At 73.4% G+C, this 24,580-nt stretch carries 25 protein-coding genes; 9 read left to right on the top strand and 16 right to left on the bottom strand.

Going from position 1 to position 24,580, the window contains the following annotated elements; all coding sequences use genetic code 11:
• Window positions 1-18: 18 nt before the first annotated feature.
• From ACZ7D7_RS11615 to ACZ7D7_RS11600, 4 genes are all read right to left on the bottom strand, one after another.
• Window positions 19-1,038, bottom strand: coding sequence for a 6-phosphofructokinase (locus tag ACZ7D7_RS11615; protein WP_470823862.1), 1,020 nt, complete (start codon window positions 1,036-1,038; stop codon window positions 19-21).
• 73 nt (window positions 1,039-1,111) lie between these two features.
• Complete coding sequence (locus tag ACZ7D7_RS11610; protein ID WP_470823860.1) at window positions 1,112-1,816, bottom strand: response regulator; 705 nt, start codon at window positions 1,814-1,816, stop codon at window positions 1,112-1,114.
• Window positions 1,813-3,057 carry a MacS family sensor histidine kinase gene (macS, locus tag ACZ7D7_RS11605; protein WP_470823859.1) on the bottom strand — a complete coding sequence of 415 codons (1,245 nt, stop codon included), beginning with the start codon at window positions 3,055-3,057 and terminating at the stop codon, window positions 1,813-1,815. The genes ACZ7D7_RS11610 and macS overlap by 4 nt, the downstream gene beginning before the upstream one ends.
• Window positions 3,058-3,142: 85 nt before the next feature.
• On the bottom strand, window positions 3,143-3,931 hold the full coding sequence (locus tag ACZ7D7_RS11600; RefSeq protein ID WP_470824248.1) for a lysophospholipid acyltransferase family protein: 789 nt from the start codon (window positions 3,929-3,931) through the stop codon (window positions 3,143-3,145).
• A 188-nt stretch (window positions 3,932-4,119) separates the two neighbouring features.
• Here ACZ7D7_RS11600 and ACZ7D7_RS11595 point away from each other — a divergent pair, with 188 nt between their 5' ends.
• On the top strand, window positions 4,120-4,899 hold the full coding sequence (locus ACZ7D7_RS11595) for an alpha/beta hydrolase (RefSeq protein WP_470823858.1): 780 nt from the start codon (window positions 4,120-4,122) through the stop codon (window positions 4,897-4,899).
• The gene (locus ACZ7D7_RS11590) at window positions 4,892-5,488 is read left to right on the top strand and encodes a hypothetical protein (protein WP_470823857.1); all 597 of its coding nucleotides are present in this window, start codon (window positions 4,892-4,894) and stop codon (window positions 5,486-5,488) included. Before ACZ7D7_RS11595 ends, ACZ7D7_RS11590 begins: the two co-directional genes overlap by 8 nt.
• A gap of 12 nt (window positions 5,489-5,500) precedes the next feature.
• Here ACZ7D7_RS11590 and ACZ7D7_RS11585 read toward each other — a convergent pair whose 3' ends face one another.
• From ACZ7D7_RS11585 to ACZ7D7_RS11560, 6 genes are all read right to left on the bottom strand, one after another.
• Complete coding sequence (locus ACZ7D7_RS11585; RefSeq protein WP_470823856.1) at window positions 5,501-6,247, bottom strand: endonuclease/exonuclease/phosphatase family protein; 747 nt, start codon at window positions 6,245-6,247, stop codon at window positions 5,501-5,503.
• 75 nt (window positions 6,248-6,322) lie between these two features.
• Window positions 6,323-7,276 (bottom strand): ROK family glucokinase, encoded by a 954-nt coding sequence (locus ACZ7D7_RS11580; protein ID WP_470823855.1) that lies wholly within the window; start codon window positions 7,274-7,276, stop codon window positions 6,323-6,325.
• 55 nt (window positions 7,277-7,331) lie between these two features.
• Complete coding sequence (locus ACZ7D7_RS11575; protein WP_470823853.1) at window positions 7,332-7,883, bottom strand: DUF5304 domain-containing protein; 552 nt, start codon at window positions 7,881-7,883, stop codon at window positions 7,332-7,334.
• A gap of 57 nt (window positions 7,884-7,940) precedes the next feature.
• Window positions 7,941-9,110 carry an ArsA family ATPase gene (locus ACZ7D7_RS11570; protein ID WP_470823852.1) on the bottom strand — a complete coding sequence of 390 codons (1,170 nt, stop codon included), beginning with the start codon at window positions 9,108-9,110 and terminating at the stop codon, window positions 7,941-7,943.
• 229 nt (window positions 9,111-9,339) lie between these two features.
• Window positions 9,340-9,783, bottom strand: a complete 444-nt coding sequence (locus tag ACZ7D7_RS11565; RefSeq protein ID WP_470823851.1) for an SRPBCC family protein — start codon at window positions 9,781-9,783, stop codon at window positions 9,340-9,342.
• Between the two features lie 102 nt (window positions 9,784-9,885).
• Entirely contained in the window at window positions 9,886-10,683 is a 798-nt protein-coding gene (locus tag ACZ7D7_RS11560) for a metallophosphoesterase family protein (protein WP_470823850.1), read from the bottom strand.
• 327 nt (window positions 10,684-11,010) lie between these two features.
• On the opposite strand from ACZ7D7_RS11560, the gene ACZ7D7_RS11555 reads away from it, so the two are divergent.
• Complete coding sequence (locus ACZ7D7_RS11555) at window positions 11,011-12,807, top strand: AMP-dependent synthetase/ligase (RefSeq protein ID WP_470823848.1); 1,797 nt, start codon at window positions 11,011-11,013, stop codon at window positions 12,805-12,807.
• Between the two features lie 38 nt (window positions 12,808-12,845).
• Here ACZ7D7_RS11555 and ACZ7D7_RS11550 read toward each other — a convergent pair whose 3' ends face one another.
• On the bottom strand, window positions 12,846-13,991 hold the full coding sequence (locus ACZ7D7_RS11550; protein ID WP_470823847.1) for a glycosyltransferase family 4 protein: 1,146 nt from the start codon (window positions 13,989-13,991) through the stop codon (window positions 12,846-12,848).
• Between the two features lie 118 nt (window positions 13,992-14,109).
• On the opposite strand from ACZ7D7_RS11550, the gene ACZ7D7_RS11545 reads away from it, so the two are divergent.
• Window positions 14,110-15,345 (top strand): glycosyltransferase 87 family protein, encoded by a 1,236-nt coding sequence (locus ACZ7D7_RS11545; protein ID WP_470823846.1) that lies wholly within the window; start codon window positions 14,110-14,112, stop codon window positions 15,343-15,345.
• A 3-nt stretch (window positions 15,346-15,348) separates the two neighbouring features.
• On the opposite strand, the gene ACZ7D7_RS11540 is transcribed toward ACZ7D7_RS11545, so the two are convergent.
• The 5 genes from ACZ7D7_RS11540 to ACZ7D7_RS11520 form a co-directional block, all read right to left on the bottom strand.
• Window positions 15,349-16,539: a hypothetical protein gene (locus ACZ7D7_RS11540; protein ID WP_470823845.1), complete on the bottom strand. Its 1,191-nt coding sequence runs from the start codon at window positions 16,537-16,539 to the stop codon at window positions 15,349-15,351.
• A 33-nt stretch (window positions 16,540-16,572) separates the two neighbouring features.
• Complete coding sequence (locus ACZ7D7_RS11535) at window positions 16,573-17,595, bottom strand: C40 family peptidase (protein ID WP_470823843.1); 1,023 nt, start codon at window positions 17,593-17,595, stop codon at window positions 16,573-16,575.
• A 250-nt stretch (window positions 17,596-17,845) separates the two neighbouring features.
• Entirely contained in the window at window positions 17,846-18,886 is a 1,041-nt protein-coding gene (locus tag ACZ7D7_RS11530) for a C40 family peptidase (RefSeq protein WP_470823842.1), read from the bottom strand.
• A 232-nt stretch (window positions 18,887-19,118) separates the two neighbouring features.
• The gene (locus ACZ7D7_RS11525; protein WP_470823841.1) at window positions 19,119-20,462 is read right to left on the bottom strand and encodes an NYN domain-containing protein; all 1,344 of its coding nucleotides are present in this window, start codon (window positions 20,460-20,462) and stop codon (window positions 19,119-19,121) included.
• Window positions 20,463-20,541: 79 nt separating this feature from the next.
• Window positions 20,542-20,781 carry a hypothetical protein gene (locus tag ACZ7D7_RS11520; RefSeq protein WP_470823840.1) on the bottom strand — a complete coding sequence of 80 codons (240 nt, stop codon included), beginning with the start codon at window positions 20,779-20,781 and terminating at the stop codon, window positions 20,542-20,544.
• A 175-nt stretch (window positions 20,782-20,956) separates the two neighbouring features.
• Here ACZ7D7_RS11520 and ACZ7D7_RS11515 point away from each other — a divergent pair, with 175 nt between their 5' ends.
• The 5 genes from ACZ7D7_RS11515 to ACZ7D7_RS11495 all read left to right on the top strand — a co-directional run bounded on the left by ACZ7D7_RS11515 (window position 20,957) and on the right by ACZ7D7_RS11495 (window position 24,479).
• The gene (locus ACZ7D7_RS11515) at window positions 20,957-21,691 is read left to right on the top strand and encodes a rhomboid family intramembrane serine protease (protein ID WP_470823839.1); all 735 of its coding nucleotides are present in this window, start codon (window positions 20,957-20,959) and stop codon (window positions 21,689-21,691) included.
• Complete coding sequence (locus tag ACZ7D7_RS11510) at window positions 21,688-21,969, top strand: Lrp/AsnC family transcriptional regulator (protein WP_279548168.1); 282 nt, start codon at window positions 21,688-21,690, stop codon at window positions 21,967-21,969. Before ACZ7D7_RS11515 ends, ACZ7D7_RS11510 begins: the two co-directional genes overlap by 4 nt.
• 104 nt (window positions 21,970-22,073) lie before the next feature.
• Window positions 22,074-22,397, top strand: coding sequence for a small secreted hydrophilic protein (locus ACZ7D7_RS11505; RefSeq protein ID WP_470823838.1), 324 nt, complete (start codon window positions 22,074-22,076; stop codon window positions 22,395-22,397).
• On the top strand, window positions 22,303-23,820 hold the full coding sequence (locus ACZ7D7_RS11500) for a sensor histidine kinase (RefSeq protein WP_470823837.1): 1,518 nt from the start codon (window positions 22,303-22,305) through the stop codon (window positions 23,818-23,820). The genes ACZ7D7_RS11505 and ACZ7D7_RS11500 overlap by 95 nt, the downstream gene beginning before the upstream one ends.
• Window positions 23,817-24,479, top strand: coding sequence for a response regulator transcription factor (locus tag ACZ7D7_RS11495; RefSeq protein WP_470823836.1), 663 nt, complete (start codon window positions 23,817-23,819; stop codon window positions 24,477-24,479). The genes ACZ7D7_RS11500 and ACZ7D7_RS11495 overlap by 4 nt, the downstream gene beginning before the upstream one ends.
• The last annotated feature ends 101 nt before the right edge of the window (window positions 24,480-24,580 follow it).

Here is a 24,580-nt window from a genome sequence, read left to right as displayed (position 1 = left end):
AGTGGTGACGGGGGTGTCTCAGCCGAAGAAGACGCCGACTTCCGCGTAGCGGGCCGGGTCCACCCGCTTCAGGCCCGTCACCGCCTCCCGCAGCGGGACGCGGACGATGTCCGTGCCGCGCAGGGCGACCATCGTGCCGAAGTCGCGGTCGCGGACGCAGTCGATCGCGTGCAGTCCGAAGCGGGTGGCGAGCCAGCGGTCGAAGGGGCTGGGCGAGCCGCCGCGCTGGGTGTGGCCGAGCACGGTGGTGCGGGCCTCCTTGCCGGTGCGGTGCTCGATCTCCGCGGCCAGCCACTCCCCCACCCCGGACAGCCGCACCTGCCCGGCCGGGCCGCCCTTGAGGACCACGGCGCCCTCCTTCGGGACGGCGCCGTCGGCGACGACCACGATCGGCGAGTACGACGCCCGGAACCGGGACGTCACCCAGCCGCACACCTGCTCCACGTCGAAGGGCTGCTCGGGAACGAGGATCACGTTGGCGCCGCCGGCCAGCCCGGAGTGCACGGCGATCCAGCCGCTCTCGCCGCCCATCACCTCCACCACGAGCACCCGTTTGTGGGACTCGGCGGTGGTGTGCAGCCGGTCGATGGCCTGCGTGGCGACGCCGACGGCGGTGTCGAAGCCGACGGTGTAGTCCGTGCCGGGCAGGTCGTTGTCGATCGTCTTGGGCACGCCGACGCAGGGCACGCCGTGGTCGTCGGCGAGCCGCGCGGCCGTGCCGAGGGTGTCGCGGCCGCCGATGGTGATGAGCGCCTCGACGTCGTGCTCGGCGAGGGTGGCCCTGATGCGGTCGACGCCGTTCCCGTGCGCCAGGGGGTCCGTCCGCGAGGAGCCGAGGATGGTGCCGCCGCGGGGCAGCGTGCCGCGCACCGCGGGGATGTCGAGGGGGACGGTCGCCCCCTCCAGCGGCCCGAGCCAGCCGTCCCGGAAGCCGACGAACTCGTAGCCGTACTCCTGCACGCCCTTGCGGACGACGGCCCGGACCACGGCGTTCAGCCCCGGGCAGTCACGGCCTCCGGTCAGTACTCCGACCCGCATGATGGGAATGTCCCTCCGCCGCGTTGTCCCGACCGGCACCACGCTAGCGGGCCCGCCGGGATTCGGCTGGGGATCACTCGTCGTCGAGGCCGCGTTCTATGGCGTAGCGGACGAGTTCCACGCGGTTGTGGAGCTGGAGCTTGCCGAGGGTGTTCTGCACGTGGTTCTGGACCGTGCGGTGCGAGATGACGAGGCGCTCGGCGATCTGCTTGTAGCTCAGGCCCTTGGCGACCAGGCGCAGCACCTCGGTCTCGCGGTCGGTCAGCCGCGGGGCGCGGGACTCGTCGGCCTCGGGTGCGGCCGGGGCCGGTTCGGAGGCCAGGCGGCGGTACTCGCCGAGGACCAGTCCGGCGAGGCCGGGCGTGAAGACGGGGTCGCCGACGGCCGTACGGCGTACCGCGTCGAGGAGTTCCTCGGTGGACGCCGACTTCAGCAGGTAGCCGGTCGCGCCCGACTTGACGGCCTCCAGGACGTCGGCGTGCTCGCCGCTGGCGGACAGCACGAGGACGCGTACCGCGGGGTTCGCGGCGACGACCTCCTTGCAGACCTGGACGCCGGGCTTGGCGGGCAGGTTCAGGTCGAGGACCAGCACGTCGGGACCGGCGGCCCGGGCGCGGCGCACCGCCTGCTCGCCGTCTCCGGCGGTGGCCACCACGTCGAAGCCGGACTCGGCGAGGTCGCGGGCGACGGCGTCGCGCCACATGGGGTGGTCGTCGACCACCATGACCTTGATCGGGGCCCGTCGTCCGGTCGTGGCCCCCGTGGTGGCTTCCGTCATCGCTCGTGGCCTTCCCCCGTGCGGGCGGGCGTGGCGCCCGCCGCGTCCTTCGGTACTTTCAGTTCGACTTCCGTGCCCTGCCCGGGGACGGAGATCAGTTCCGCGCTGCCGCCCAGGTCGCGCAGCCGGCCGCGGATCGACTGGGCGACGCCGAGCCGCCCCTCGCCCTCGGCCTGCGCGAGGCGGCCCTCGGGGATGCCGGGTCCGTCGTCGCGCACGGTCACGACGATCTCGTCGGGCTCGTCCTCGACGAGGATCCACGCGCGCGCGTGCTCCCCGGCGTGCTTGCGGACGTTGTCCAGGGCGGCCCCGACGGCCGCGGCGATCTCGCGGGCGGCGGCGGGCGCGAGCGGCACCGGGGCGCCGGGCTCGGCGAGGCTGACGCCGGAGCGGGCGTACGGGGCGAGCAGGGCCCGCAGGTCGACGGGGTCGTCCGCGGCCGGGTCGTCGGCCTCCTCCACGGCCCGTACGAAGGCGCCCTGGGCGGCGTCCTCCGACACGCGGGAGACGGGCACCAGGCCGCCGGAGACGAGGGTGCGCAGCGCGACCTCCTGCTCGCCGGCCATCCGGCCCAGCTCGGCCGCCTCGCCGCCGATGACGGCGCCGCGCCGCTGCACCATCGCCAGGACCTGGAGGACGCCGTCGTGGATGTCGCGGGCGAGCCGCTCCCGTTCGCGGGTGGCGGCCTCGATCTCCAGGGCGCGGGCGAGGGTGCGCTCGGAGGCGCGGGCGACCTCGACGACGTAGCCGATGGCGATGGAGGCGACCCAGACGAGGATGACGTTGTGGACGGTGTCGCGGGCGGGGCTGCCGCGCTCGACGAGGTTGGCGACGGCGACGAGCGTGGAGGCGAGGGCCGCCCAGCGCCAGCCGCCCTTGATCGCGAAGGCGAGGACGGCGCCGGCGGTCCATATCGACGGCAGCGTGGGGCCGCCGGCCTGCACCCGCTCGTGGGCGTCGGCGACGGGCGTGAGCAGGATGCCGGTGAGGGCGACGGTGAGGTCGGCGGCGAGGAACCGCCGGGTGCAGCTCTCGGCGTTCGCGACCCGGGGCAGGGTGGCCAGGGTCCACACGGTCAGGACGGCGAAGTAGGCGACGGCGACCCAGGGGCGGTCGAACTCGTCGTGGGCGGTGGCGAAGAGGCCGACCGCGTACACCAGGGTGAGGACGCGGTATCCGGCGAGGGCGCGCCACAGCGGCAGCTCGACCGACATCCTCATGACTCTCTCGCGCCTGGCCATGTCCCCCACCCCCCGGCCCGGCCCCGCCGGGGCCCGGGACGCTCCGTCCGGGCCGCGCGGTGCGGACCGGTCCGCCGTGCTCGGCTTACTCGCCCTGCTCCTCGGCGGCCTTCTCGCGGGCCGCCTTCTCCTTCTGCGCCTGGTCCTTCTCGGCCTGCGCGAGCGCGGCCCTCGCCGCCTTCGCGGCCTCCTTCTCGGCCTTCGCCGCCTCCGCCAGCTGCCGCTTCATGGCGGTGGCGTACATGTCGACGTACTCCTGGCCGGACAGCTTCATGATCTCGTACATGACCTCGTCGGTCACCGCGCGCAGGACGAAGCGGTCGTGCTCCATGCCCTGGTAGCGGGTGAAGTCCAGCGGCCGGCCGATCCGGATGCCCGGGCGCATCAGCTTCGGGACGACCTTCCCGGGCGGCTGGATCTTCTCGGTGTCGATCATGGCGACCGGGATGACGGGCGCCCCGGTGGCGAGCGCCACGCGCGCGAGACCGCCCGGCTTGCCGCGGTACAGCCGCCCGTCGGGCGAGCGGGTGCCCTCCGGGTAGATGCCGAACAGCTCGCCGCGCTCCAGCACTTCGATGCCGCTCCTGACGGCGGCCTCACCCGCGCCGCGCGCGCCGGAGCGGTCCACCGGGAGCTGGCCGACGCCCTTGAAGAAGGCGGCGGTCATCCGGCCCTTGAGGCCGGGTGTCGTGAAGTACTCGGCCTTGGCGATGAAGGTGACCTTGCGGTCGAGGACGGCGGGCAGGAAGAAGGAGTCGGAGAACGACAGGTGGTTGCTGGCCAGAATCGCCGGGCCCTCGGCGGGAATGTGCTCCAGGCCCTCCACCCAGGGGCGGAAGGCAAGCTTCAACGGCCCCCCGACGGTGACCTTCATCGCGCCGTAAAACAACCGAGTGCCTCCTGTGTCCGTCGCTCAGACCTTATCCCGGAGCGGTGTCGAACGGCCCGACGGCCCTGGTCGGTGTCAGTGCCGTCGCGTACGGTGAAGTACCCGCGAGCGATACGCGCGAGCGGAGTCCCTGCATTCGACGTGTCAGCCTCTTCACGAACAGGAGACCGAAGGTGCCGGTCCTCCCCGGAGCCGAGCCGTTCCGCCACGAGGGCGGGGAGGTCGGAGTGCTCCTCTGTCACGGCTTCACCGGTTGCCCGCAGTCGCTGCGCCCGTGGGCGGAGCATCTCGCCGAGCGCGGCCTGACGGTCTCGCTCCCGCTGCTGCCCGGGCACGGCACCCGCTGGGAGGACATGGCGCTCACGGGCTGGCCCGACTGGTACGCGGAGGTGGACCGCGAGCTGCGGGCCCTGCGCGAGCGCTGCGAGCGCGTGTTCGTCTTCGGCCTGTCGATGGGCGGCGCGCTGGCGCTGCGGCTGGCGGCCCGGCACGGCGCCGCGGTGGACGGCGTCGTGGTGGTCAACCCGGCGAACAAGGTGCACGGACTCTCCGCCTACGCCCTGCCCGTGGCCCGGCATCTCGTGCGGACGACGAAGGGCATCGCGAGCGACATCGCCAAGCCGGGCGCCACCGAGGTGGGATACGACCGGGTGCCGCTGCACGCGGCGCACTCGCTGCGCGCCTTCTTCCGGATCGTGGACCGTGAGCTGCCGCAGGTCACCCAGCCGTTGCTGCTGCTGCGCAGCCCGCAGGACCATGTCGTACCGCCCGCCGACTCGGCCCGGATCCTCAGCCGGGTGTCCTCCTCGGACGTGACCGAGATCCTGCTGGAACAGAGCTACCACGTCGCGACGTTGGACCTTGACGCGGACCGGATCTTCGAGGAGAGCCACGCGTTCATCGCCCGGATCGCACCCGGTGTCGGCAAGGAAGGGACGGCCGTAGGTGGCTGAGCACGACTCAGACCGTGAGGACCGTGAGCCGGACGAGAAGGGCGTGCCCTTCGACGAGGACGCGGCGTGGGCCGCCATCGTCGCGGGCTACGGCGACGAGCCGCCGGACCCGCCCGGCGCCAAGCCGTTCAAGTCGGTCGAGGACCTGGCGCTGCTGGAGACCGAGACGAACAGCGAGCCCGAGGCCCCGCGCAGGACCCCGGCCGCCGACGACGAGCCGGAGGAGGAACGTCCGGCCTCCGCCCGCCCGGTGGGCAGCTCCGTCTCCTTCGCGCCCGGCGTCGGCCCGCGCGACTACTCGGTGGCCGAGCCCGCCGAGGAGGACTTCGACGAGGAGGACGAGGGCCACTTCGTCCCCCCGGAGCCTCCGCCGCTGCCGGAGGCCGACGTGACCGCCAAGTTCGCCTGGCTGGGCGTCCTCGGCGGCCCCTTGCTGCTCCTGCTGGCGGTGCTGCTCGGCTGGGACATGACGTGGTGGCTGACGACGCTCGGCATCGGCGGCTTCCTCGGCGGCTTCGCCACGCTGGTCATGCGGATGAACCCGGGCGACGAGGACGACGAGGACCCGGGGCGGGGTGCGGTGGTCTGAGACCGGGGGACCTCACCCGGCAGGGAGTCGGAGGGCGGCCAGGACCGGGAGGTGGTCTGTGGCTGTCCTCAGGTCCGTCGCGGTGATGCCCGGGTGGTCGAGGGGGACGCCGCAGGCGAGGACCTCGATGTTCTTCGTCGCGAAGATCGCGTCGATGCGCTGGTGCGGGTCGGTCGGGGTCGAGGTGTTCTCGCCGCCCCAGGGGGCCGTGGCCCAGCAGTCCTGGAGGTCGGCGGTCAGGCGGGTGAAGGCGCGTCCGCCGGGGCGTTCGTTGACGTCGCCGCCGGCGATCGCGTGCTCGGTGCCGAGGCCGGCGAGCCGGTCGAGGAGCAGGCCGGCCTGCTCGTGGCGCTCGTCCTTCTGGAGCGACAGGTGGCAGCTGACGACGCCGAGGCGGACGGCGCCGAAGCGGACGACGGCGGTGGCGAAGCCGCGCCGGTGCAGGCCGGGGGTGAGGGGCAGCAGGACGTCCTCGGTGCGTTCGACGCCCGCGCGCAGGGAGCACAGCAGCGCGGGCCCGGCCGCGGTGGCCCCGCCGGAGAGGACGACCAGGTCGGCCGCGCGGGCGAGACAGGCGAGTTTCTTGCGCCAGCGGAAGAAGCGCGGTGCCTCCTGGAGGAGGACCAGGTCGGGGGCACAGGCGCTGATGACGCGGGCCAGGGCGGCGGTGTCGTCGCGCATCGAGCGGATGTTGTAGCTGAGGACGCGGATGACGGCGGAACCGTCGGCTTCGGTTCGGGAGGGGGGAAGCGACGCCATGTTGATCAATGTACGCCGCACGGCCGGTGCCCCGCGGGGAACCGGCCGTGCGCCGTGCGGTGGTGGGACCCCCGCTCACATGATCGGGTCGGGCTCCCTGGCCAGGTCGGCGGCGCCCACCAGGCCGGCCTTGTTGCCGAGCTGGGCGGCGATCACGTCGGCGACCGGACGCCAGTTGCCGCCCACCAGCCAGCGCTTGTACGACTTGCGGATCGGGTCGAGCACCAGGTCGCCCTCGTCCGAGAGACCGCCGCCGACGATGAACGCGGAGGGGTCGAAGAGGGACGCGAGGTCGGCGAGGCCGGCGCCGGCCCAGCGGGCCAGCTCGCGGTAGGAGTCCACGGCGACCGGGTCGCCCTGGCGGGCGGCCATGGAGATGTGCTTGCCCTCGATGCCGTCGGGGCTGCCGTCGCCGAGGGACAGCAGCACCTCGGCGCGCTCCGGGGTGGCGTTGGCGCGCTGCTTCGCGTACCGCACGAGGGCGCGGCCGGAGGCGTACTGCTCCCAGCAGCCCTGTGAGCCGCAGCCGCACAGCAGGCCGTCGGGCACCATGCGGATGTGGCCGAACTCGGCGGCCACGCCGAAGTGCCCGCGGCGCAGCTTGTTGCCGATGATGATGCCGCCGCCGAGGCCGGTGCCGAGCGTGATGCAGATGACGTTGCGGTGGCCCTTGCCGGCGCCGAACTTGTACTCGCCCCAGGCCGCGGCGTTCGCGTCGTTCTCCACGACGACCGGGAGACCCACGCGGGCCTCGACCTTCTCCTTGAGCGGCTCGTTGCGCCAGTGGATGTTCGGCGCGAAGTAGACCTCGGAGCGCTGGCGGTTGACGTAGCCGGCGGCGCCGATGCCCACGCCGACGATGTCGTGGCCCGCGCGCGCTCCCTCCACCGCGGAGGCGATGGCGTCCACGATGCCCTCGGGCGTGCCCGGGGTCGGCACCTTGTGGGTCGAGAGGATGTTGCCTTCCTCGTCGACCACGCCGGCCGCGATCTTCGTGCCGCCGATGTCGACGCCGATGGTGAGTCCCATGAATCCCTCAGTTTCGGTCGAGCCCCGCTACGGCCAACCGTACCCGAGCAGAGGGTCAGTCCAAGTCGATGCGCTGCCCCGGTCCACTACCTGGACCGTCCTCGTCGTCCCGGCCGTCCCGGGCGCCGCGCTCGCCGGGTTCGCGCGGGTCGCTCTCGCCGCTCGTCCACCGGCGCTCCTGGGCCTGGACGGCGGAGCGGTAGGCGGCGAGCAGTTCGCTGCCGGCCGCGGCCAGGTGGTCGATGACGTCCGGGTTCCGTTCGATGACGGGCTCGACGGCGGCCTTGGCCTGCTGGACGACCTGCCGGACGACCTGCTGGGCGGCGGGCCCCGCGACGGCACCGAGGAGGGGGGCCTGGAGGTCGGACAGCCTGTCGGCGACCGCGTCGACGAGCTTGCGCAGTTCCTCGGCGGCCGAGCCGGGCGGCGGTCCGTACTGGGTGCGGCGGCGGGCCTGCTCCGCCTCGAGGTCCTCCGCGACGGCGGTGGCCCAGGCGTCGTCGTCGGACGTCCGGGCCTCGTCGACCGCCTCGGGCCGGATCGGCCGGGGCTCGATCGGCTCGGGCTCGGGCTCGGGGGCGTCGGGCGCCGGGCGCTCTTCGCTCATGACGCACTCCTGACTACGGTTCGTCCCTCCGACGTTACCGGAAGGCATCCGGCCGGTTCACCGGGTGCGCGGCCACAGCCGGGGATCCGGCGCGAACCTGACGCGCAGCTCGCCCTCGCGCAGGGCGGCGCCCTCGACGGTGCAGCGGCGCAGTGCGGAGGGCAGCGGCACGATGCGGCGGAAGGGCCCGGCGGTGACGACGAGTTCGTCGCCGCGCCGGACGAGGTCCAGGTCGTCGCGCTCGGCGCCGGGCAGCGGGATGTGCCAGACGAGGACGCCGTCGTCGGCGATGTGGTCGGTGACGGGCCATGCGACGCAGGGCGCGTCGGTCGGGGCGCCGGGTACGGCGAGGGCGTCCAGGTCGTCCGTGCCGCGCGGGTCACGGCCCAGGTGGGCGACGGTGCGGACCTCGTACGACTCGCTCCACTCCGCCAGCGTCTTGCGCTGCTGGGCGACGGGGCCGGCGAGCCAGGTGTCGTGGCCGGTCTCGGGCAGGACGCGGTTGGCGACGAGGAGGTCGGTGCGCAGGCCGCGCAGGGCGAGGCCGAGGCGGGCGGTGCGGACGGCGTCGGCGCCGGCCGGGCCGGGTTCGGCGACCAGGCGTACGACGGTGCGGCGGTCGGCGACGACGGCCTCGGCGGCGGCGAGTTCCACGTCCCAGCGGGCGGCGGACTCGTAGAGCCACTCGGCGGGCATGGGGACGCCGGCGAGCCGGCCGAGGACGGGACGCAGGGCGCGGGCGGCCTGGCGCTCGGGCGGGAGGAGGCGGCGCAGGTAGCGGCGCAGTTCCTCGGGGAGGGCGAGGAGGGCGAGGGCCTGCGGGATGGGGGGCAGGTCGACGACGAGGAGGTCGTGGGAGTCGGAGAGGGCGGCGTCGCGCAGGGCGCGCAGCAGGGCGAGTTCCTCGGCGCCGGGCAGGGGGGTGAGTTCCTCGGGGTCGAGGCGGGTGGCGCCGACGAGGTCGAGGACGGTGGCGGCGCGGTCCTGGAGGGCGGTGAGGTCGGCGCGGAAGCGGGCGGCGGGGTCGGGGCGCCAGGCGGTGAGGTTCGGGGCGACGGTGGTGGGGGCCGGGCCGGTGCTCGTGCCGAGGGCCGCGCCGAGGGTGTCGGTGCGGTCGGTGGTGAGCAGGAGGGTGCGGGTGCCCTCGCGGGCGGCGTGCAGGGCGGTGGCCGCGGCGAGGGTGGTGCGGCCGGTGCCGCCGGGGCCGGTCAGCAGGAGGGTGCGCATGGGGGTGAACCGTAACGGACGTTTCGTGCACGGCGGTTCGCACGGCGCGGTGCGCTGCCGCCCGGCGTACGTGCGGTGCGCGGCCGCCCGGCGTACGTGGGGTGCGCGGCCCGGCGTTGCGGGGTGCCGTCCCTCGGCGGGACGGGCGCCGCCTGGGGCGGGGGCCTCCCAGACCCATGGGGCACTGGGGGGAGGCACGACTGCCCGCGGGCTCTGCCCCGCGGCCCGGTCAAGCCGCCCCCGACTCCACCCTCTTCTTCAGGCCCGCCAGGGCCCGGTCGATGATGACCTTTTCCGCCTTGCGCTTGATCATGCCCAGCATGGGGATCTTGACGTCGACCGTGAGGCGGTAGGTGACCTCCGTGGTGCCCTTGGCGGTCGGCCGGAGGCTGTAGACGCCGTCCAGGGAGCGCAGCATCTGGGACTTGACCAGGGTCCAGGAGACCTCGTGGTCGCCGGTCCAGGTGTAGGCGAGGGTCTGGTCGTCCTTGATCGCGCCCGCGTCCATGACGAGGCGGACCTGTTCGGCGCGGCCCTGGGCGTCGGTCTCGAGGACCTCGGCCTCCTTGACCTCGCCGGTCCAGTCCGGGTAGCGCGCGAAGTCGGCGATCACTCCCATGACGTCGGCCGGTGCAGCCTCGATCGTGATGCTCGAGCTGGTGTGTTCCGCCATCGCCGTGGCTCCTCCAGATGCGGGCCGCTAAGGACGCGAGTGTATGCAGCGTGAAGGCTACCGCGCGGGGATGGTGCCGAACTCACCCCACCTGGGCGGACCTCACCACTCCAGCGCCCACGGCCGTCCGGTCCCGGCGAAGTGGCCGACGTTGACGCACTCGGTCGCGCCGATCCGCATGCGCCGCACCAGCGGCTGGTGCACGTGCCCGAAGAGGGCGTACCGGGGCCGGGTGCGCCGGATCGCGTCCAGCAGCGCCCGGCTGCCGCGCTCGAAGCGCCGCGCCACCGTGTCGTAGACCAGCTCGGGCACCTCGGGCGGGATGTGGGTGCACAGCACGTCGACCTCGCCGACCGCCTCGATCTTCGCGGCGTACTCCTCGTCGGAGATCTCGTACGGCGTGCGCATCGGGGTGCGCAGTCCGCCGCCGACGAAGCCGAAGACCCGGCCGCCGATCTCGGCGCGCTCGCCGTCCAGGACGGTGGTGCCCGGTCCGGCGTACTCCGGCCACAGGGGCGGCATGTCGACGTTGCCGTAGGTGGCGTACGTCGGTGTGGGGAACGCGGCGAACAGCTCGGCGTACTGCTTGCGCACCGCTTTCTCTATCGCGGCGGCGCGGTCGGTGCCGATGCCGGCCCACAGCCGCGCGCCGAACTCCCGCGCCTCCTCGAAGCGGCGGGCGGTGCGCAGCTCCACGATGCGGTCGGCGTTCTCGACGCCGAAGAGGTCGGGGAAGATGCCGCGGGAGTGGTCGGCGTAGTCGAGGAAGAGGACGAGGTCACCCAGGCAGATCAGGGCGTCGGCGCCGTCCCCGGCCCTCGCCAGGTCACGGGCGTTGCCGTGCACGTCGCTGACCACGTGGACGCGCGTCCTGCGGTTACCGGCTCGTGTGGGTGCCATGTCGATCAAGCGTAGGCGTGTGCGGCATACGTGAACAGTGGCGGCCGGACCTGCGGTTACTCGCACGTCACAAAAGGCCTGGACTACTGTGCGCGGAGGAATACCAACAGGCATACCAATCTGTGTGACGCAGCGAACATCTCGCCGGACCCCCCTGTCGAAGACGCCATACCGGCGGGTAACGTCCGGGCAGTCCAGTCGTGCTCAGGTTTTCAACCAGTGGGCTCCGCTCCCACGGCCGATCCCCTGAGCACCTGCCCGAGCCTTGGACCGCACCGTCGCATCGCACAACGTCGTGGCGCCGGCGCCCTATGAGGAGCAGCAGTCTTGCGCGAGTTCAGCCTTCCGGCCTTGTACGAGGTCCCTGCGGACGGAAATCTCACCGACATCGTCCGCAGAAACGCCGCGCAGCACCCGGACGTCGCCGTCATCGCCCGCAAGGTCGGCGGCGCCTGGCAGGACGTGACGGCCCGGGCGTTCCTCGCCGAGGTGCACGCCGCCGCCAAGGGCCTCATCGCCTCCGGCGTCCAGCCGGGCGACCGGGTCGCGCTGATGTCGCGCACCCGCTACGAGTGGACGCTGCTGGACTTCGCGATCTGGAGCGCGGGCGCGGTGACCGTGCCGGTGTACGAGACCAGCTCCCCCGAGCAGGTGCAGTGGATCCTCAGCGACTCCGGCGCCACCGCCTGCGTGGTCGAACTGGACACGCACGCCGCGGCCGTCGAGTCGGTGCGCGACCGGCTGCCCGAGCTGAAGCACGTCTGGCAGATCGAGGCCGGCGCCGTCGAGGAGCTGGGCCGGCTCGGCCAGGACGTCACGGACGAGACGGTCGAGGAACGCGGCTCGATCGCCCGCGCCGACGACCCGGCGACCATCGTCTACACCTCCGGCACCACCGGCCGCCCCAAGGGCTGTGTGCTGACCCACCGCAGCTTCTTCGCCGAGTGCGGCAACGTCGTCGAGCGGCTGCGCCCGCTGTTCCGCACCGGCGAGTGCTCGGTGCTGCTGTTCCTGCCCCTCGCGCACGTCTTCGGGCGGCTCGTGGAGATCGCGCCGATGCTCGCGCCGATCAAGCTGGGCTGCGTTCCCGACATCAAGAACCTCACCGACGAACTCGCCGCGTTCCGGCCCACGCTGATCCTCGGTGTGCCGCGCGTGTTCGAGAAGGTCTACAACTCGGCGCGCGCCAAGGCGCAGGCCGACGGCAAGGGCAGGATCTTCGACAAGGCCGCGGACACGGCGATCGCCTACAGCAAGGCGCTGGACACCCCGTCCGGGCCGTCCCTCGGCCTGAGGATCAAGCACAAGGTCTTCGACAAGCTGGTCTACAGCAAGCTGCGCACGGTACTGGGCGGCAAGGGCGAGTACGCCATCTCCGGCGGCGCCCCGCTCGGCGAGCGCCTCGGCCACTTCTTCCGCGGCATCGGCTTCTCGGTGCTGGAGGGCTACGGCCTGACCGAGTCCTGCGCGGCGACCGCGTTCAACCCCTGGGACCGGCAGAAGATCGGCACGGTCGGCCAGCCACTGCCCGGCTCGGTGGTCCGCATCGCCGACGACGGCGAGGTGCTGCTGCACGGCGAGCACCTGTTCAAGGAGTACTGGAACAACCCGGGCGCCACCGAGGAGGCCCTCGCCGACGGCTGGTTCCACACCGGCGACATCGGCACCCTCGACGAGGACGGCTACCTGCGGATCACCGGCCGCAAGAAGGAGATCCTCGTGACGGCCGGCGGCAAGAACGTCGCGCCGGCCGTGATCGAGGACCGCATCCGGGCGCACGCGCTGGTCGCCGAGTGCATGGTGGTGGGCGACGGGCGGCCGTTCGTGGGCGCGCTGGTCACCGTCGACGAGGAGTTCCTGGGCCGCTGGGCCGCCGAGCACGGCAAGCCGGCCGGCGTGACGGCGGCGGAGCTGCGGGACGATCCCGACCTGAACGCCGCGATCCAGTCCGCGATCGACGACGGCAACGCGGCGGTGTCGAAGGCGGAGTCGGTGCGGAAGTTCCGGATCCTCGGCTCCCAGTTCACGGAGGAGTCCGGCCACCTGACGCCATCGCTGAAGCTCAAGCGGAACGTCGTGGCGAAGGACTACGCCGACGAGATCGAGGCCCTTTACGCGAAGTAGCCGTCGGCTGCGTCACGTGCGCGGCGCCCCGCGCCCTCTCACTGCAGCAGCGTTTTCAGGTTCTCCGCCAGCAGATCCCAGCGCCACCTCTCCTCCACCCACGCCCGGCCCCGCTCCCCCATCCGCCGACGCAGGCCGGGGTCGGCGAGGAGCGTGGTGACGCGGTCGGCCGTTTCCTCGGCGGAGCCGCCGCGGACGACCCAGCCCGTCTCGCCGTCGAGGACCGCGTCGGGGGCGCCGCCCGAGTCGCCGGCGACGACGGGCAGGCCGGTCGCGGAGGCCTCCAGGTAGACGATGCCGAGGCCCTCCACGTCGAGGCCGCCGCGCCGCGTCCGGCACGGCATCGCGAACACGTCGCCGGCGCCGTAGTGGGCGGGCAGCTCGGACCAGGGCACGGATCCCGTGAAGCGCACGGAGCCGGCGACCCCGGTCTCGCGGGCGAGCCGGCGCAGGTCCTTCTCGTAGGGGCCGCCGCCGACGATCAGCAGCACGGCGTCCGGCTGGGCGGCCAGGACGCGCGGCATGGCCAGGATCAGCGTGTCCTGTCCCTTGCGCGGCACGAGCCGGGAGACGCACACGACGACGGGCCGGTCGGTCAGTCCGAGCCGGGCCCGGACCTCGTCGCCGCCGGAGCCGGGGTGGAAGGTCTTCTCGTCGACGCCGGGCGGCAGCTGCCGCATGCGGGCCGCCGCCTCGGGCGTGAGCGCGCCCGCGATCCGCGAGCGGGTGTACTCGCCGAGGTAGGTGAGCGTGTCCGTGCCCTCCCCGATGCGGCGCAACAGCTGCCGGGCGGCGGGCAGCTGGGCCCAGCCCGCCTCGTGGCCGTGGGTGGTGGCCACGATCCGCTCGGCGCCCGCCCTCCGCAGTGCCGGTGCCATCAGCCCGAGGGGGGCCGCCGCCCCGAACCACACCGAGGTGCAGCCGTGCTCGCGCAGCAGTCCGACGGCCCGCCGGGTGGCGCCCGGCGTCGGCAGCAGCATCGTCGTACGGTCGCGCACGACGGTGAAGGGCTGCTCGGCGTCGAAGGCCGCGGTCGCCCGGGCTCCCTCGGCACCGCGCTTCCAGGTGGAGGCGTAGACGACGAGCCGGTCCGGGTCGAGTCGCAGCGCCATGTTGTGCAGGAACGCCTGGATGCCGCCGGGCCGGGGCGGGAAGTCGTTGGTCACGATCAGGGTCTTGTGCATCGCCGCCGACCCTACCGAACGCGCTGTTCACGGACGGGCCCGACCGGGCTGGGTGGCAGCCGCGCGGCCGTCCGCGACATCATGGCCCCATCGGGCGGCGAGCGGACGGGCGGATCACGTGAAGACGACGGGCGTGCGGCGGTACCTCATACCGCTGCTGGGGGTCTGGGCCCTGACGCGGCTGCCGCTGATGCTGTTCGTCCTGAAGGTGTACGTCTTCCCCGGTCCGGACGTCACGAGCGACGTGTCCGGGATCTACCGGGGCTGGTACGAGGTGCTGAGCACCGGGACGTTCCCGCTGGACGACGTCACCTGGCAGTACCCGCCGGCCGCGGCGCTCGCGATCATGTCGCCGACGGTGCTGCCGTTCTGGGACTACGCGACGGCGTTCTTCGTGCTGGCGTGCGTCGCGGACCTGGTCGTCCTGGCGCTGCTGGCCCGCGCGGGCCGTCGCCCCGGACTGTCCCCGCGGGGCGCCTGGGCGTGGGTGATCGGCATGCCGCTGCTGGGCCCGACGGTGTACGCGCGCTACGACGTGATGGTCACGGCCGTCGCGGTGGCGGCGCTGCTGGCGGGCGCCCGGCATCCGCGGGCGATGGGCGTGCTGGCGGGGCTCGGCGCGATGCTCAAGGTGTGGCCGGTGCTGGTGCTCCTCGCGGTGCGGCGGCGCTCGACGTGGGCCGCGGCGGCGCTGACCGGGGCGGTGCTGGCGGGGCTGTTCGCGGTGGCGATGCCGGGCGCGTTCGCGTTCCTGACGTTCCAGCGGGACCGGGGCACGGAGGTGGAGTCGCTGGGCGCGCTGGTGTTCCACGTGGCCCGGCAGTTCGGCTGGAGCGGCGAGGTGCGGCTGAACTACGGCTCGGTGGAGTTCCTCGGCCCGCACGTGGACGTGGTGAGCTCGGCGGCGCTGTTCCTGACCGGTGTGGCGTTCGGCTGGCTGCTGCTGTGGCGGCTGCTGGCGCGGCGGTTCGGGACGCACACCGTCGCGGACGCGGCGTTCGTGGCGGTGCTGATGTTCACGACGACGAGCCGGGTGATCAGCCCGCAGTACCTGGTGTGGCTGGTCGGGGTGGCCGCCGTGTGCCTGTGCCACCCGGCCACCCGGATGCGGCTGCCGGTCGGGATGGTGCTGGTGGCGTCCTTCGTGACGGTGCTGGAGTTCCCGCTGTACTTCGGGAGCGTCGTCGCGAGCGAGCCGCTCGGCGTCACGCTGCTGTTCGTGCGCAACGGCCTGCTGCTGGCCGCCACGATCACCGCCGCGGCACGGCTGTGGCGCGACACGGTCCCGGGTGCGGCACCGGCCCCGGACGCGGCCGCCGCCGCGCCGCTCGACCGGACCCCCGTCCGCGGGTAGGACTCACGCGAACTCGGACCGCAGGTGGTCCCGCCAGGCGGCGGTGAACTCCGCGAGCGTCGTGCCGAGCACCCGTTCCAGGGCGTTCTCGACCGCGCCCGAGCGCTGTCCGTGGGCGCCGACCGCGCGGTAGAACGCGCCGAGGCGTTCCTCGCCCCAGCGTTCCGCGATCAAGCGGCAGGCCATCCAGCCGCTCTCGTAGGCCCGCGCCAGCGCGTCCGCGTCGTCGTCGAACCCGAAGTCGCCGTCCTCGGGCAGCCCGGCGGGCGGCCGTCCCCCGGCGACCGCGGCGGCCAGCTCGGGCGCGGCCTGCTCGGGGGTGCGGTCGGTGCCGCGGTGGCCGACCCAGTCCGCGTAGCCCTCGGACAGCCACAGCGGCGTCGAGGAGGTGGTGTGGGCGCGGGTGGCGACGTGGGTCGTCTCGTGGGTGAGGACGACCTGCCGGCCGACGGGGCCGAGCGTCCCGTAGGCGTCGGGGTTCACGACGACCCGGTCCGCGGGCGCCGTCTCGCGGGCGCCGGTCTCGCCGGTGGTGACGGCGGCTATGCCCCGGTACGACGAGGCGGGCGAGCCCAGCAGTCCGGCCATGCCCTCCAGCGACCGGGGCACGAGCACGACGACGCGCCGGGGCCAGTCGGTGTGCCAGGCGTCGGACACGGCCGGCACCGCGCGGTCGGCGAGCCCGGCGTAGCGGTCCAGGGCGGCGCGGGACTGGCCGACGCCGAGGACGAGGCTGTGCGTGCCGTGGACGGCCCGTACGGCGCCCTGGTCCCACAGTTGCTGCGCGGACTTCTTCGCGGGCCGGTCCGCGTCCACGGACCACCGGCCGTCCGCGTCCCGGCTCAGCCGCAGGGTGCGGGCCGTGGTGACGGGGGCGGCGTCGAAACCGCGGACGCGGTAGCGCAGTTCGGTGTCGGCGGTGACGGTGTCGCCGTCGCGCCGCACGCCCTTCACGCGGTACGTCCAGTCGTCCAGCGGCACGGCCCGCAGGTTGTCGTAGCCGGCCCGGGCGCCGGTCGCCGCGAGGGCCCGCTCGTCACGGTCGAGGAGGGCTTCGGCGCGCCGGTCGAGGACCCGCTGGACGTCGCCGCGCACCGCCTCGGTGTCCGGCGGTCCCCCGCACGCCACGAGGGAGACGAGCAGCAGACACAGCACCACCACCGAGGAACCCGACGCCCGCCTTCGACCAGCCACCTTCCCGAGGGTAAGGGGGAACGGGCCGTACGGTCAGACCCTGGTGACGGAGGAGACCGGCATCATGCCCACCGGGTCGTAGCGCACGGGGGCGCCGGGGCGGGGCGCGTGGATGACCTGTCCGTTGCCCGCGTACATGGCGATGTGGCTGGCGTCGGACCGGTAGGTGACCAGGTCGCCGGGGCGGGCCTCGGACAGCGGGATCCGCCGGCCGGCGTACCGCTGTGCCTGCGAGGTGCGCGGCAGGGCGATCCCGGCCTGCGCGTACGACCACTGCGTCAGGCCCGAGCAGTCGAAGCCGGAGGGGCCGTTGGCGCCCCAGACGTAGGGTCTGCCGAGGGCGGACTGCGCGGCGGCGAGGGCGGCGGCGGCCCGCCCGGAGGCCGCGGTGTCGCCGCCGAGGCCGGGCAGGCCGTCGCGGCCGGTGCGGGAGGCGCGGTCGTAGGCGGCGCGTTCGTGGTCCGGCAGGGAGTTCAGCAGGCGCCGGGCCGCGGCGAGTTTCCGCTCGACGGTCTTCTTGTGGGCGGCGACGGCCCGGCGGCTCTCGTCGAGTTCGGCGACCTTGCGGGACGCCTCGGCGCGCTGCTGGGCGAGGTCGCGCAGGGCCTTCTGGAGGGTGCGCAGTTCGCCGGCCCGGCGGGCGCCGATCCGGTCGAGCACGGCCGCCTTGTCGAGGTAGTCGTCCGGGTCGGAGGTGAGCAGCAGGGCGACGGAGGGGTCGATGCCGCCGTCGCGGTACTGGGCGCCGGCGAGGGAACCGAGGGATTCCCGCAGGGTGTTGACGTGGCTCTGCTGCCGGGCGATGCGGTCCTGCGCGTCGCGGACCTGGCGGCGCAGCGCGCCGGCGCGTTCGCCGGCCTCGTTGTAGGCCTCGGTGGCCTTCTCGGCGGCGGTGTGGAGGCGGTCGACCTCGGCGCGTGTGTCGTCGGGCGGCGCCGCCTGGGCCGGGGGCGCGGGTACGGCGCCGAGGGCGGCGGCCGCGACGGACAGGACGCCGAGCGCGGCGGCCGTGCCCCGGTCGAGGCCGGACGGTGCAACGCGACGATGGGAACCCACGGGAAGCCGCACTCCTTCCGCTGGCGGACAGGTCCGCTCCCCCGGTGCCGGAGGACCCGGTGGTGAGGGAAGCGCGGCAGACAGTAACCCCGCGACGGGGCGCCCACCAACGACCGCCGTGTGCACGCACGGTGACGCCCCGCCGCTGACGCAGGTCACCGGCGGGGCGCGGGGGTGTCGGGGCGGTGCGCAATTCGCCCGTTCGGGCGGTACGGCGTGCCGCCCGAGGAGGTGCCCGAGGGGGTGCGGGTCAGACCCGGACGCCCCACATGAAGGGGCCGCCGATGGTGTTCATCGACTCGTACCGGACGACCGTGCCGGTGCGCGGGGCGTGGATGACCTGGCCGTTGCCCGCGTACAGGCCGACGTGGTGCAGGTCGTTGAAGAAGAACACCAGGTCGCCGACCTGGAGGTCGCCGACGGAGGTGATGCGGGTGCCGATCCCGGACTGTGCCTCGGAGGTGCGCGGTATGGACACGCCGGCCTGGGCGTACGCCCACGACGTCAGGCCCGAGCAGTCGAAGGAGGACGGGCCGGTGGCGCCGTACACGTAGGGCGAGCCGAGCTTGGACTGGGCGGCGGCGTAGGCCGCGGCTGCCCGGCCGGAGGCGGCGGAGGTGGAGCCGCTGAGGGCCTCGCGCTCGGCGCTGCGGGTGGCGCGCTCCTCCTCGGCGGCGAGGGCGGCCTTCTCCTTGGCGGTCAGGGTGTTGAGCAGCTTCTGCGCGGCGGCGAGCTTGCTCTGGACTTCCTTCTTCTTCTTGCCGAGCTCGGTCCTGGTCGACGCCAGGTCCTTGAGCTTCTCGGAGGCCTCGGCGCGCTCCTGGGCGAGCTCGCGCTGCTTCTCCTGGATCTTCTTCAGCGCCTCGACCTGCTGGCTGCTCAACTGGTCGAGCGTGGACGCCTTGTCGAGGTAGTCGTCCGGGTCCGAGGAGAGGAACAGCTGGACCGAGGGGTCGATGCCGCCCGAGCGGTACTGGGCGCTGGCCATCGTGCCCAGGCCGTCGCGCAGGTCGTTGAGTTCTTCCTGACCGCGGGCGACGTTGTCCTGGATGGTGGAGATCTCCTTCTGGAGCTTCTCCTGCTTCTCACGGGCGCCGTTGTACTTCTCGGTGGCGTGTTCCGCCTGCTCGTAGAGCTTGTCTACCTTGGCCTTGACCTCGTCCTTGCTCGGCTTCTCGCTGGGCGCGGCGTTCGCGGCCTGCGAGCTCAGGGCGACAGCAGCGGCGGCTGCGGTGGTCAGCACGGTCACGCGTGTGCGACTCGGCTGCTTGGGACGACGGTGGGACGCCACGGGGGCGAGCTCCTTCTCGTGAGTGATCACCCGTTCGCGGGTTCGAAGGCAGACCCTAGTGACCCACTCGTGATCATTCAAATCCCCTGTCGCGAAAATCCCGGTTACGCACCGCATTCTTTGCCATCAACTCACCAGCGGTGATGACGGGTTGACGCTACGTTGCGCGACGATCCCATCAATTCGGGCATTGCGCAGGTACGTTGCGGTTGGGGCAGAAGTGAATGAGGGGTCAGGAAAGCCGCTTGAGGAGCACCGCCGACGCCACGGGGCGTGCCCCGGCGCGTGCGACCCCGTCGGCCACCTCGCGGTCGGTGGAGGCGACGATGACGGGCCGGCCGGGTGGCTCGGCCCGTACCAGCTGGCGGATCAGCTCGTCGGCGGTGACGCCCGGCTTGGAGAACAGCACCCGTACGCCGCGCGGCGGTGCGAGCAGGACGGGCGCGGCGAGTTCGGCGCCGTCGAAGACGCACGTCACCTCGGCGCCGGTCTGCGCGGCGAGCTGGGACAGCTGCCCGAGCAGCCGCAGCCGCTGCTTCTCCAGCGGCATCTGGGGATAGCCGGTCTTGGTGACGTTGTAGCCGTCGACGACCAGGTGGGCCTGCGGCAGGGCGAGCAACTGGTCGAGGATCGCGGGGTCGTTCTCGGACAGCGCGCGGGCGGCGATGTCCTTCGGCGTCATCCGGCCGGGCTCGACGGCGTCCACGGTCTCGGCGGGGCGTACCGACACCGGCGGCAGGGCGAGTTCGCGGCGCAGTCCCTGCGTGGCGTCGAGCAGGGTGTCGAGCAGCAGCCGGACCCGCATGTCCTCGACACTGCGGCCCTCGCGGGCGGCCCGGCGGGTGGCCTCCAGGGTGGCCTCGGCCTCGGCGAGGCGGGCCTTGAGCCGCCGGCTCTCGCTCTCGGCGGCGGACAGCTGGGTCTGCCCCTCGGCGCGGACGGCCTCCATCTCGCTGTGCGCCTTGCGCAGGGCTGCCTCGCCGCGCTTGACGTCGCTGAGGGCGGAGCGCAGCTTGCGGTGCAGCGACTCGGCCTCCTTCCGCGCCGCCTCCAGTTCGGCGCGCAGCCGCTCGGTCTCGGCGCGGGTGTGGTCGCGGGCCTGTGCGAGTTCGGCGCGCAGCCGCTCCAGCTCGGCGCGGTTCTCCTCGTCGACGCGTTCGGCGTCGGCCCGCAGGGCCTCCTCGCCGGCGGCGGTGACGAGCTTGACCCAGCCGGCGGGCCGCAGCACGTAGGCCGCGGCCGCCACGTCGAGCGGGTCCGCGGCCGGGGGCGGGGAGCCGGAGTCCAGGGCGCCGGAGATCTCCGGCTGCGCCTCTCTCAGCTTCTCGCCGATGCGCTGCCGGAACAGCGGGTCGGTCTCCAGCGCGGCGGCCATGGCGTTGCCGGCGAACTTGGCCCGGCGCGTGGGCGTGAACCGGGCGTACTGCCTGAGCTGTGCGGGCAGTTCGGCCATGGTCAGCCCGCCGAAGCCGTCGGACACGATCTGCACGACGCGGCGGCGCACGCCGTCCGGCAGGGGACGGTCGAGCACCTCGGCGGCGCCGTCCTCCGGCCCCCCGCCCGTGGTCTCCACCATCCTCACCCCAATGCCTGTGCGGGATCCCGCCGGCCCCGGATCGAGCCGTCGGGGATCGCCCTGCGCCGGGCCCGCTCCGTCAGGAGCCGGCGGCCGGCCTGTCCACGAGTTCCACCTGGTCCACGGCGTTGCACCAGCGGCAGCGCACCGACTCGATGGTCTCACTGACCACGTCGCGCTCCTCGACGCTCGGCTCCCCGGCCAGGTCGAGGTGGACGTACTCGACGACCTTGGACGAACGGGTCACGTCGAAGCGCGTGAGATTGCCGCAGAGGGTGCAGCGCCACCGCGTCGTGGCGGTCGGCAGGGGAACCGTCATCGTGACTGCTCGCCTTCCTTCGGTGTCGGTGCCGCGCCGGTGGCCCCGGTGCGTGTGGCTCGGAGGGCCTCTCGCCACAGGCCCTCACCCTACGGCCTGGCGGGTCCTCGGTGCCCGTCCGTCCATGCGGCGAGGCACTCTGTCACGATGCGTCCGGTTGCGTCATGCTCTGTTCATGATCGGTAACTGGAGAGCGGGGGCTGGGCGGGCGGTCCGGGGTCCGTCGGCGCCGGTGACGTACGGGCTGATCGCGCTGTGCTGCCTGGTCTTCCTGATCGGTCCGGCGTCGGGCCTCAATCCCGGCTACGGCACCGGGGAGGACCTGCTCGCCGCGCAGCGGGCGTACTTCCGGCGCTGGGGCGTGATCCCCGCGGATCTGTTCGGCGGCTCCCCGGGCGCCGTCCTCACCCCGGCGACGGCGCTGTTCGTCCACGGCAGCTGGGTGCATCTGCTGGGCAACATGCTCTTCCTCTACGTCTTCGGAACGATGACCGAGGAACGCATGGGCCGCGTGCAGTTCACCCTCTTCTACCTCGGCTGCGGCTACCTGGCCCTGCTGGGGTACGCCGCCGCCAACGCCGGCTCCCCGCAGTCCCTGGTCGGCGCGTCGGGGGCCATCTCGGCGGTCCTCGGCGCCTTTCTGTACCTGTTCCCGCGCGCCCGCGTCACCAGTCTCCTGCCGTTCCTGTTCTTCCTGCCGCTGCGCTTCCCGGCGTGGGTGGTGCTGCCGTTCTGGGCGGTCCTGCAGTGGCTGGCGGCCGGGCGGGCGTCCGCGGGGCCGGGCGTCGCCTACCTGGCGCACCTCGTGGGGTTCGGCCTGGGCTTCGCCTGCGCATGGGTGCGCTTCCGGCGTACGACTAGAGTGAACAGCGCCCCAGCGCCGGCCCCCGAGGGAGAGAACCAGCCGTGATCACCGCGATCGTCCTCATCAAGACCAGCGTGGACCGCATTCCCGAGATCGCGGAGCAGATCGCCTCGCTGGACAGCGTGAGCGAGGTCTTCTCCGTCACCGGGACCTACGACCTGATCGCGATGGTGCGCGTGAAGCAGCACGAGGACCTCGCCGAGGTCATCCCCGGCCGGATCAGCAAGATCCCCGGCGTGGAGGGCACGGACACGCACGTGGCGTTCCGCACCTACTCGCAGCACGACCTGGAGGCGGCGTTCGCGATCGGCCTCGACAGCTGAGCGGCTGCTTCCGGTCCCCGGCCGGATGACGGTCCCCGGCCGGATGAAGAGTTCTTCATCCCGGGCTCATCCTGGGCGACGGTCCGCCGGGTCAGGATCGCCGCATGGCCTTCTCGCACCGGATGGCGGCCCTGGCCGCCGTCGTGGCGATCCCGCTCGGCATCGCCGCGACCAGTTTCGCCCTCACCGACAGCCCCGCACCGCCGAAAGTCCCGCCCAAGGTGGAGCTGGACAGCGGCTCCCCCGCGCCGACGCCCACCCGGCCGACACCGACGCCGAGCGACCAGGTCGTCTCCCGGCCCCCGGTGACCGACAGCCCCGCGAGCGACGACGATGACGACGACACCGGCGAGCCCGGCACCGGCTCCGAACGGGACGACGACGGACACGACGACGGGCGGGACGACGACGGACGGCACGACGGCTGACCGCCCGCGGCGCCGGATCTCCGCCCGGGTCCGCATCCTGCTGTGGCTGCTGCTGGTGATGGCGGTCGCCCTGGCCTCGGTGGCCGTGACCACCCGCTCGATCCTGCTGCGCGACGCCGAGCGGCGCGTGGACGGCCTGCTCGCGCAGGAGACCGGCGAGTTCGCCCACTTCGAGCAGCGCGGCGTCGACCCGGAGACCGGCCACCCGTTCACCGACCCGGCCCGGCTGCTGCACGTCTTCCTGGAACGGCAGTACGCCGACCCGGACGAGGAGCTGATCGGCCTGGTCGCCCGGCCCGGCCGGGGCCCCGCGCAGATCATCCAGCCGCGCGACATCGACGTACCCCTGCCGCTGCACGAGGACGCGGACGCCCGCCGCCGCGTCTTCGAGGCGCCCGGCTCCACCGGCACCCTGCACCGGCCCTCGGGCGAGATCCGCTGGGCCAAGGTCGCCGTGGCGCGGGCGGGCGGCGAGCCCGAGGCCGCGTTCGTCGTCGCCTTCCACCCGGGCCGCGAACAGGACCGGGTCGACGAGGTGACCCGCATCCTGCTCGCCATCTCCGGCGTCGCCCTGCTGATGACCACCGGCATCGGCTGGGTGGTCGCCGGCCGGATCCTCCGGCCCGTACGGCTGGTGCGCACCGCGGCGGCGCAGCTCACCGAGCAGGACCTCACGCGCCGCATCCCGGTGCGCGGCCGGGACGACGTGGCGGCCCTCGCCGAGACGTTCAACGCGATGCTCGACCGGCTGGAGCGGGCCTTCGCCGCCCAGCGCCAGTTCGTGGACGACGCCGGGCACGAGCTGCGCACCCCGATCACCATCGTGCGCGGCCATCTGGAGCTGATGGGCGACGACCCGGCCGAGCGCGAGGAGACCGTGCGGCTCGTCACCGACGAACTGGACCGGATGAGCCGCATCGTGGAGGACCTGCTGCTGCTCGCCAAGGCCGAGCGGCCCGACTTCGTCACGCCGGAGCCGGTGCAGCTCGCCGAACTCACCGCCGACGTCTACGTCAAGGCCCGCACCCTCGGCGAACGCGACTGGCAGCTCACCGAAGTCGCCGACCGCGAGGCCGAGTTGGACCCGCAGCGGATCACGCAGGCGATGGTGCAGCTCGCGCAGAACGCCGTGCAGCACACCGCGCCCGGCCAGACCGTCCGCATCGGCTCCCGCGCCGACGGCGCCCGGATCGAGCTGTACGTCGCCGACTCCGGACCCGGTGTGCGGCCGGAGGACGCCGAGGTCATCTTCGAGCGGTTCCGGCGCGGCACCACCCGGCGCGGCGCGCGGGGTTCGGGCGCCGGGCTCGGCCTGTCCATCGTGCGGGCGATCGCCGAGGCGCACGGCGGCCGGATCGGGCTGCGCGACACCGAGGGCGGCGGCGCCACCTTCGTCCTGACCCTGGAGGAGAACCGCACGTGAACCGCATCCTGATCGTCGAGGACGAGGAGCGCATCGCCTCCTTCGTGGACAAGGGCCTGCGCGCGGGCGGCTTCACGACCACCGTCGTCGGCGACGGCGACGCGGCCTACGAGTACGCGCTGACCGGTGGCTTCGACCTGATCGTGCTGGACATCGGGCTGCCCGGCCGGGACGGCTTCACGGTGCTGCGGGAGCTGCGCGAGGCCCGCGTGACCGTCCCGGTGATCGTGCTGACCGCGCGGGACTCGGTGCGGGACACGGTGGCCGGCCTGGAGGGCGGCGCCGACGACTGGATGACCAAGCCGTTCCGCTTCGAGGAGCTGCTGGCCCGGGTGCGGCTGAGGCTGCGCACGGCCGCCCGCGCGCCGGAGGTGACGATGCTGCGCTCGGGCACCCTCAGCCTGGACCTGCGCACCCGGCGGGCCCGCTCCGGGGACCGCGTCGTGGATCTGACGGCCCGTGAGTTCGTGCTGCTGGAACTGTTCCTGCGGCATCCGGGGCAGGTGCTGTCCCGCGAGCAGATCCTCTCCCACGTGTGGGGCTACGACTTCGACCCGGGCTCCAACATCGTGGACGTGTACGTCCGCGCCCTGCGCAAGAAGCTCGGCGCGCAGCAGGTGGAGACGGTACGGGGCATGGGGTACCGGCTGCCCGGCTGAGCCCGGGGCCGGGCGTCGGTGGCCGTCGGCCGGACGCCGGGTTCCGGGTGAAGTTTCCTTCATGTGCGGCTCATTGAGGGCTCACGGCCCGGGTGAACCCT

The organism is Streptomyces sp. NPDC037054 (assembly GCF_055606745.1).
This window is presented reverse-complemented; position numbering and strand designations above follow the sequence as displayed.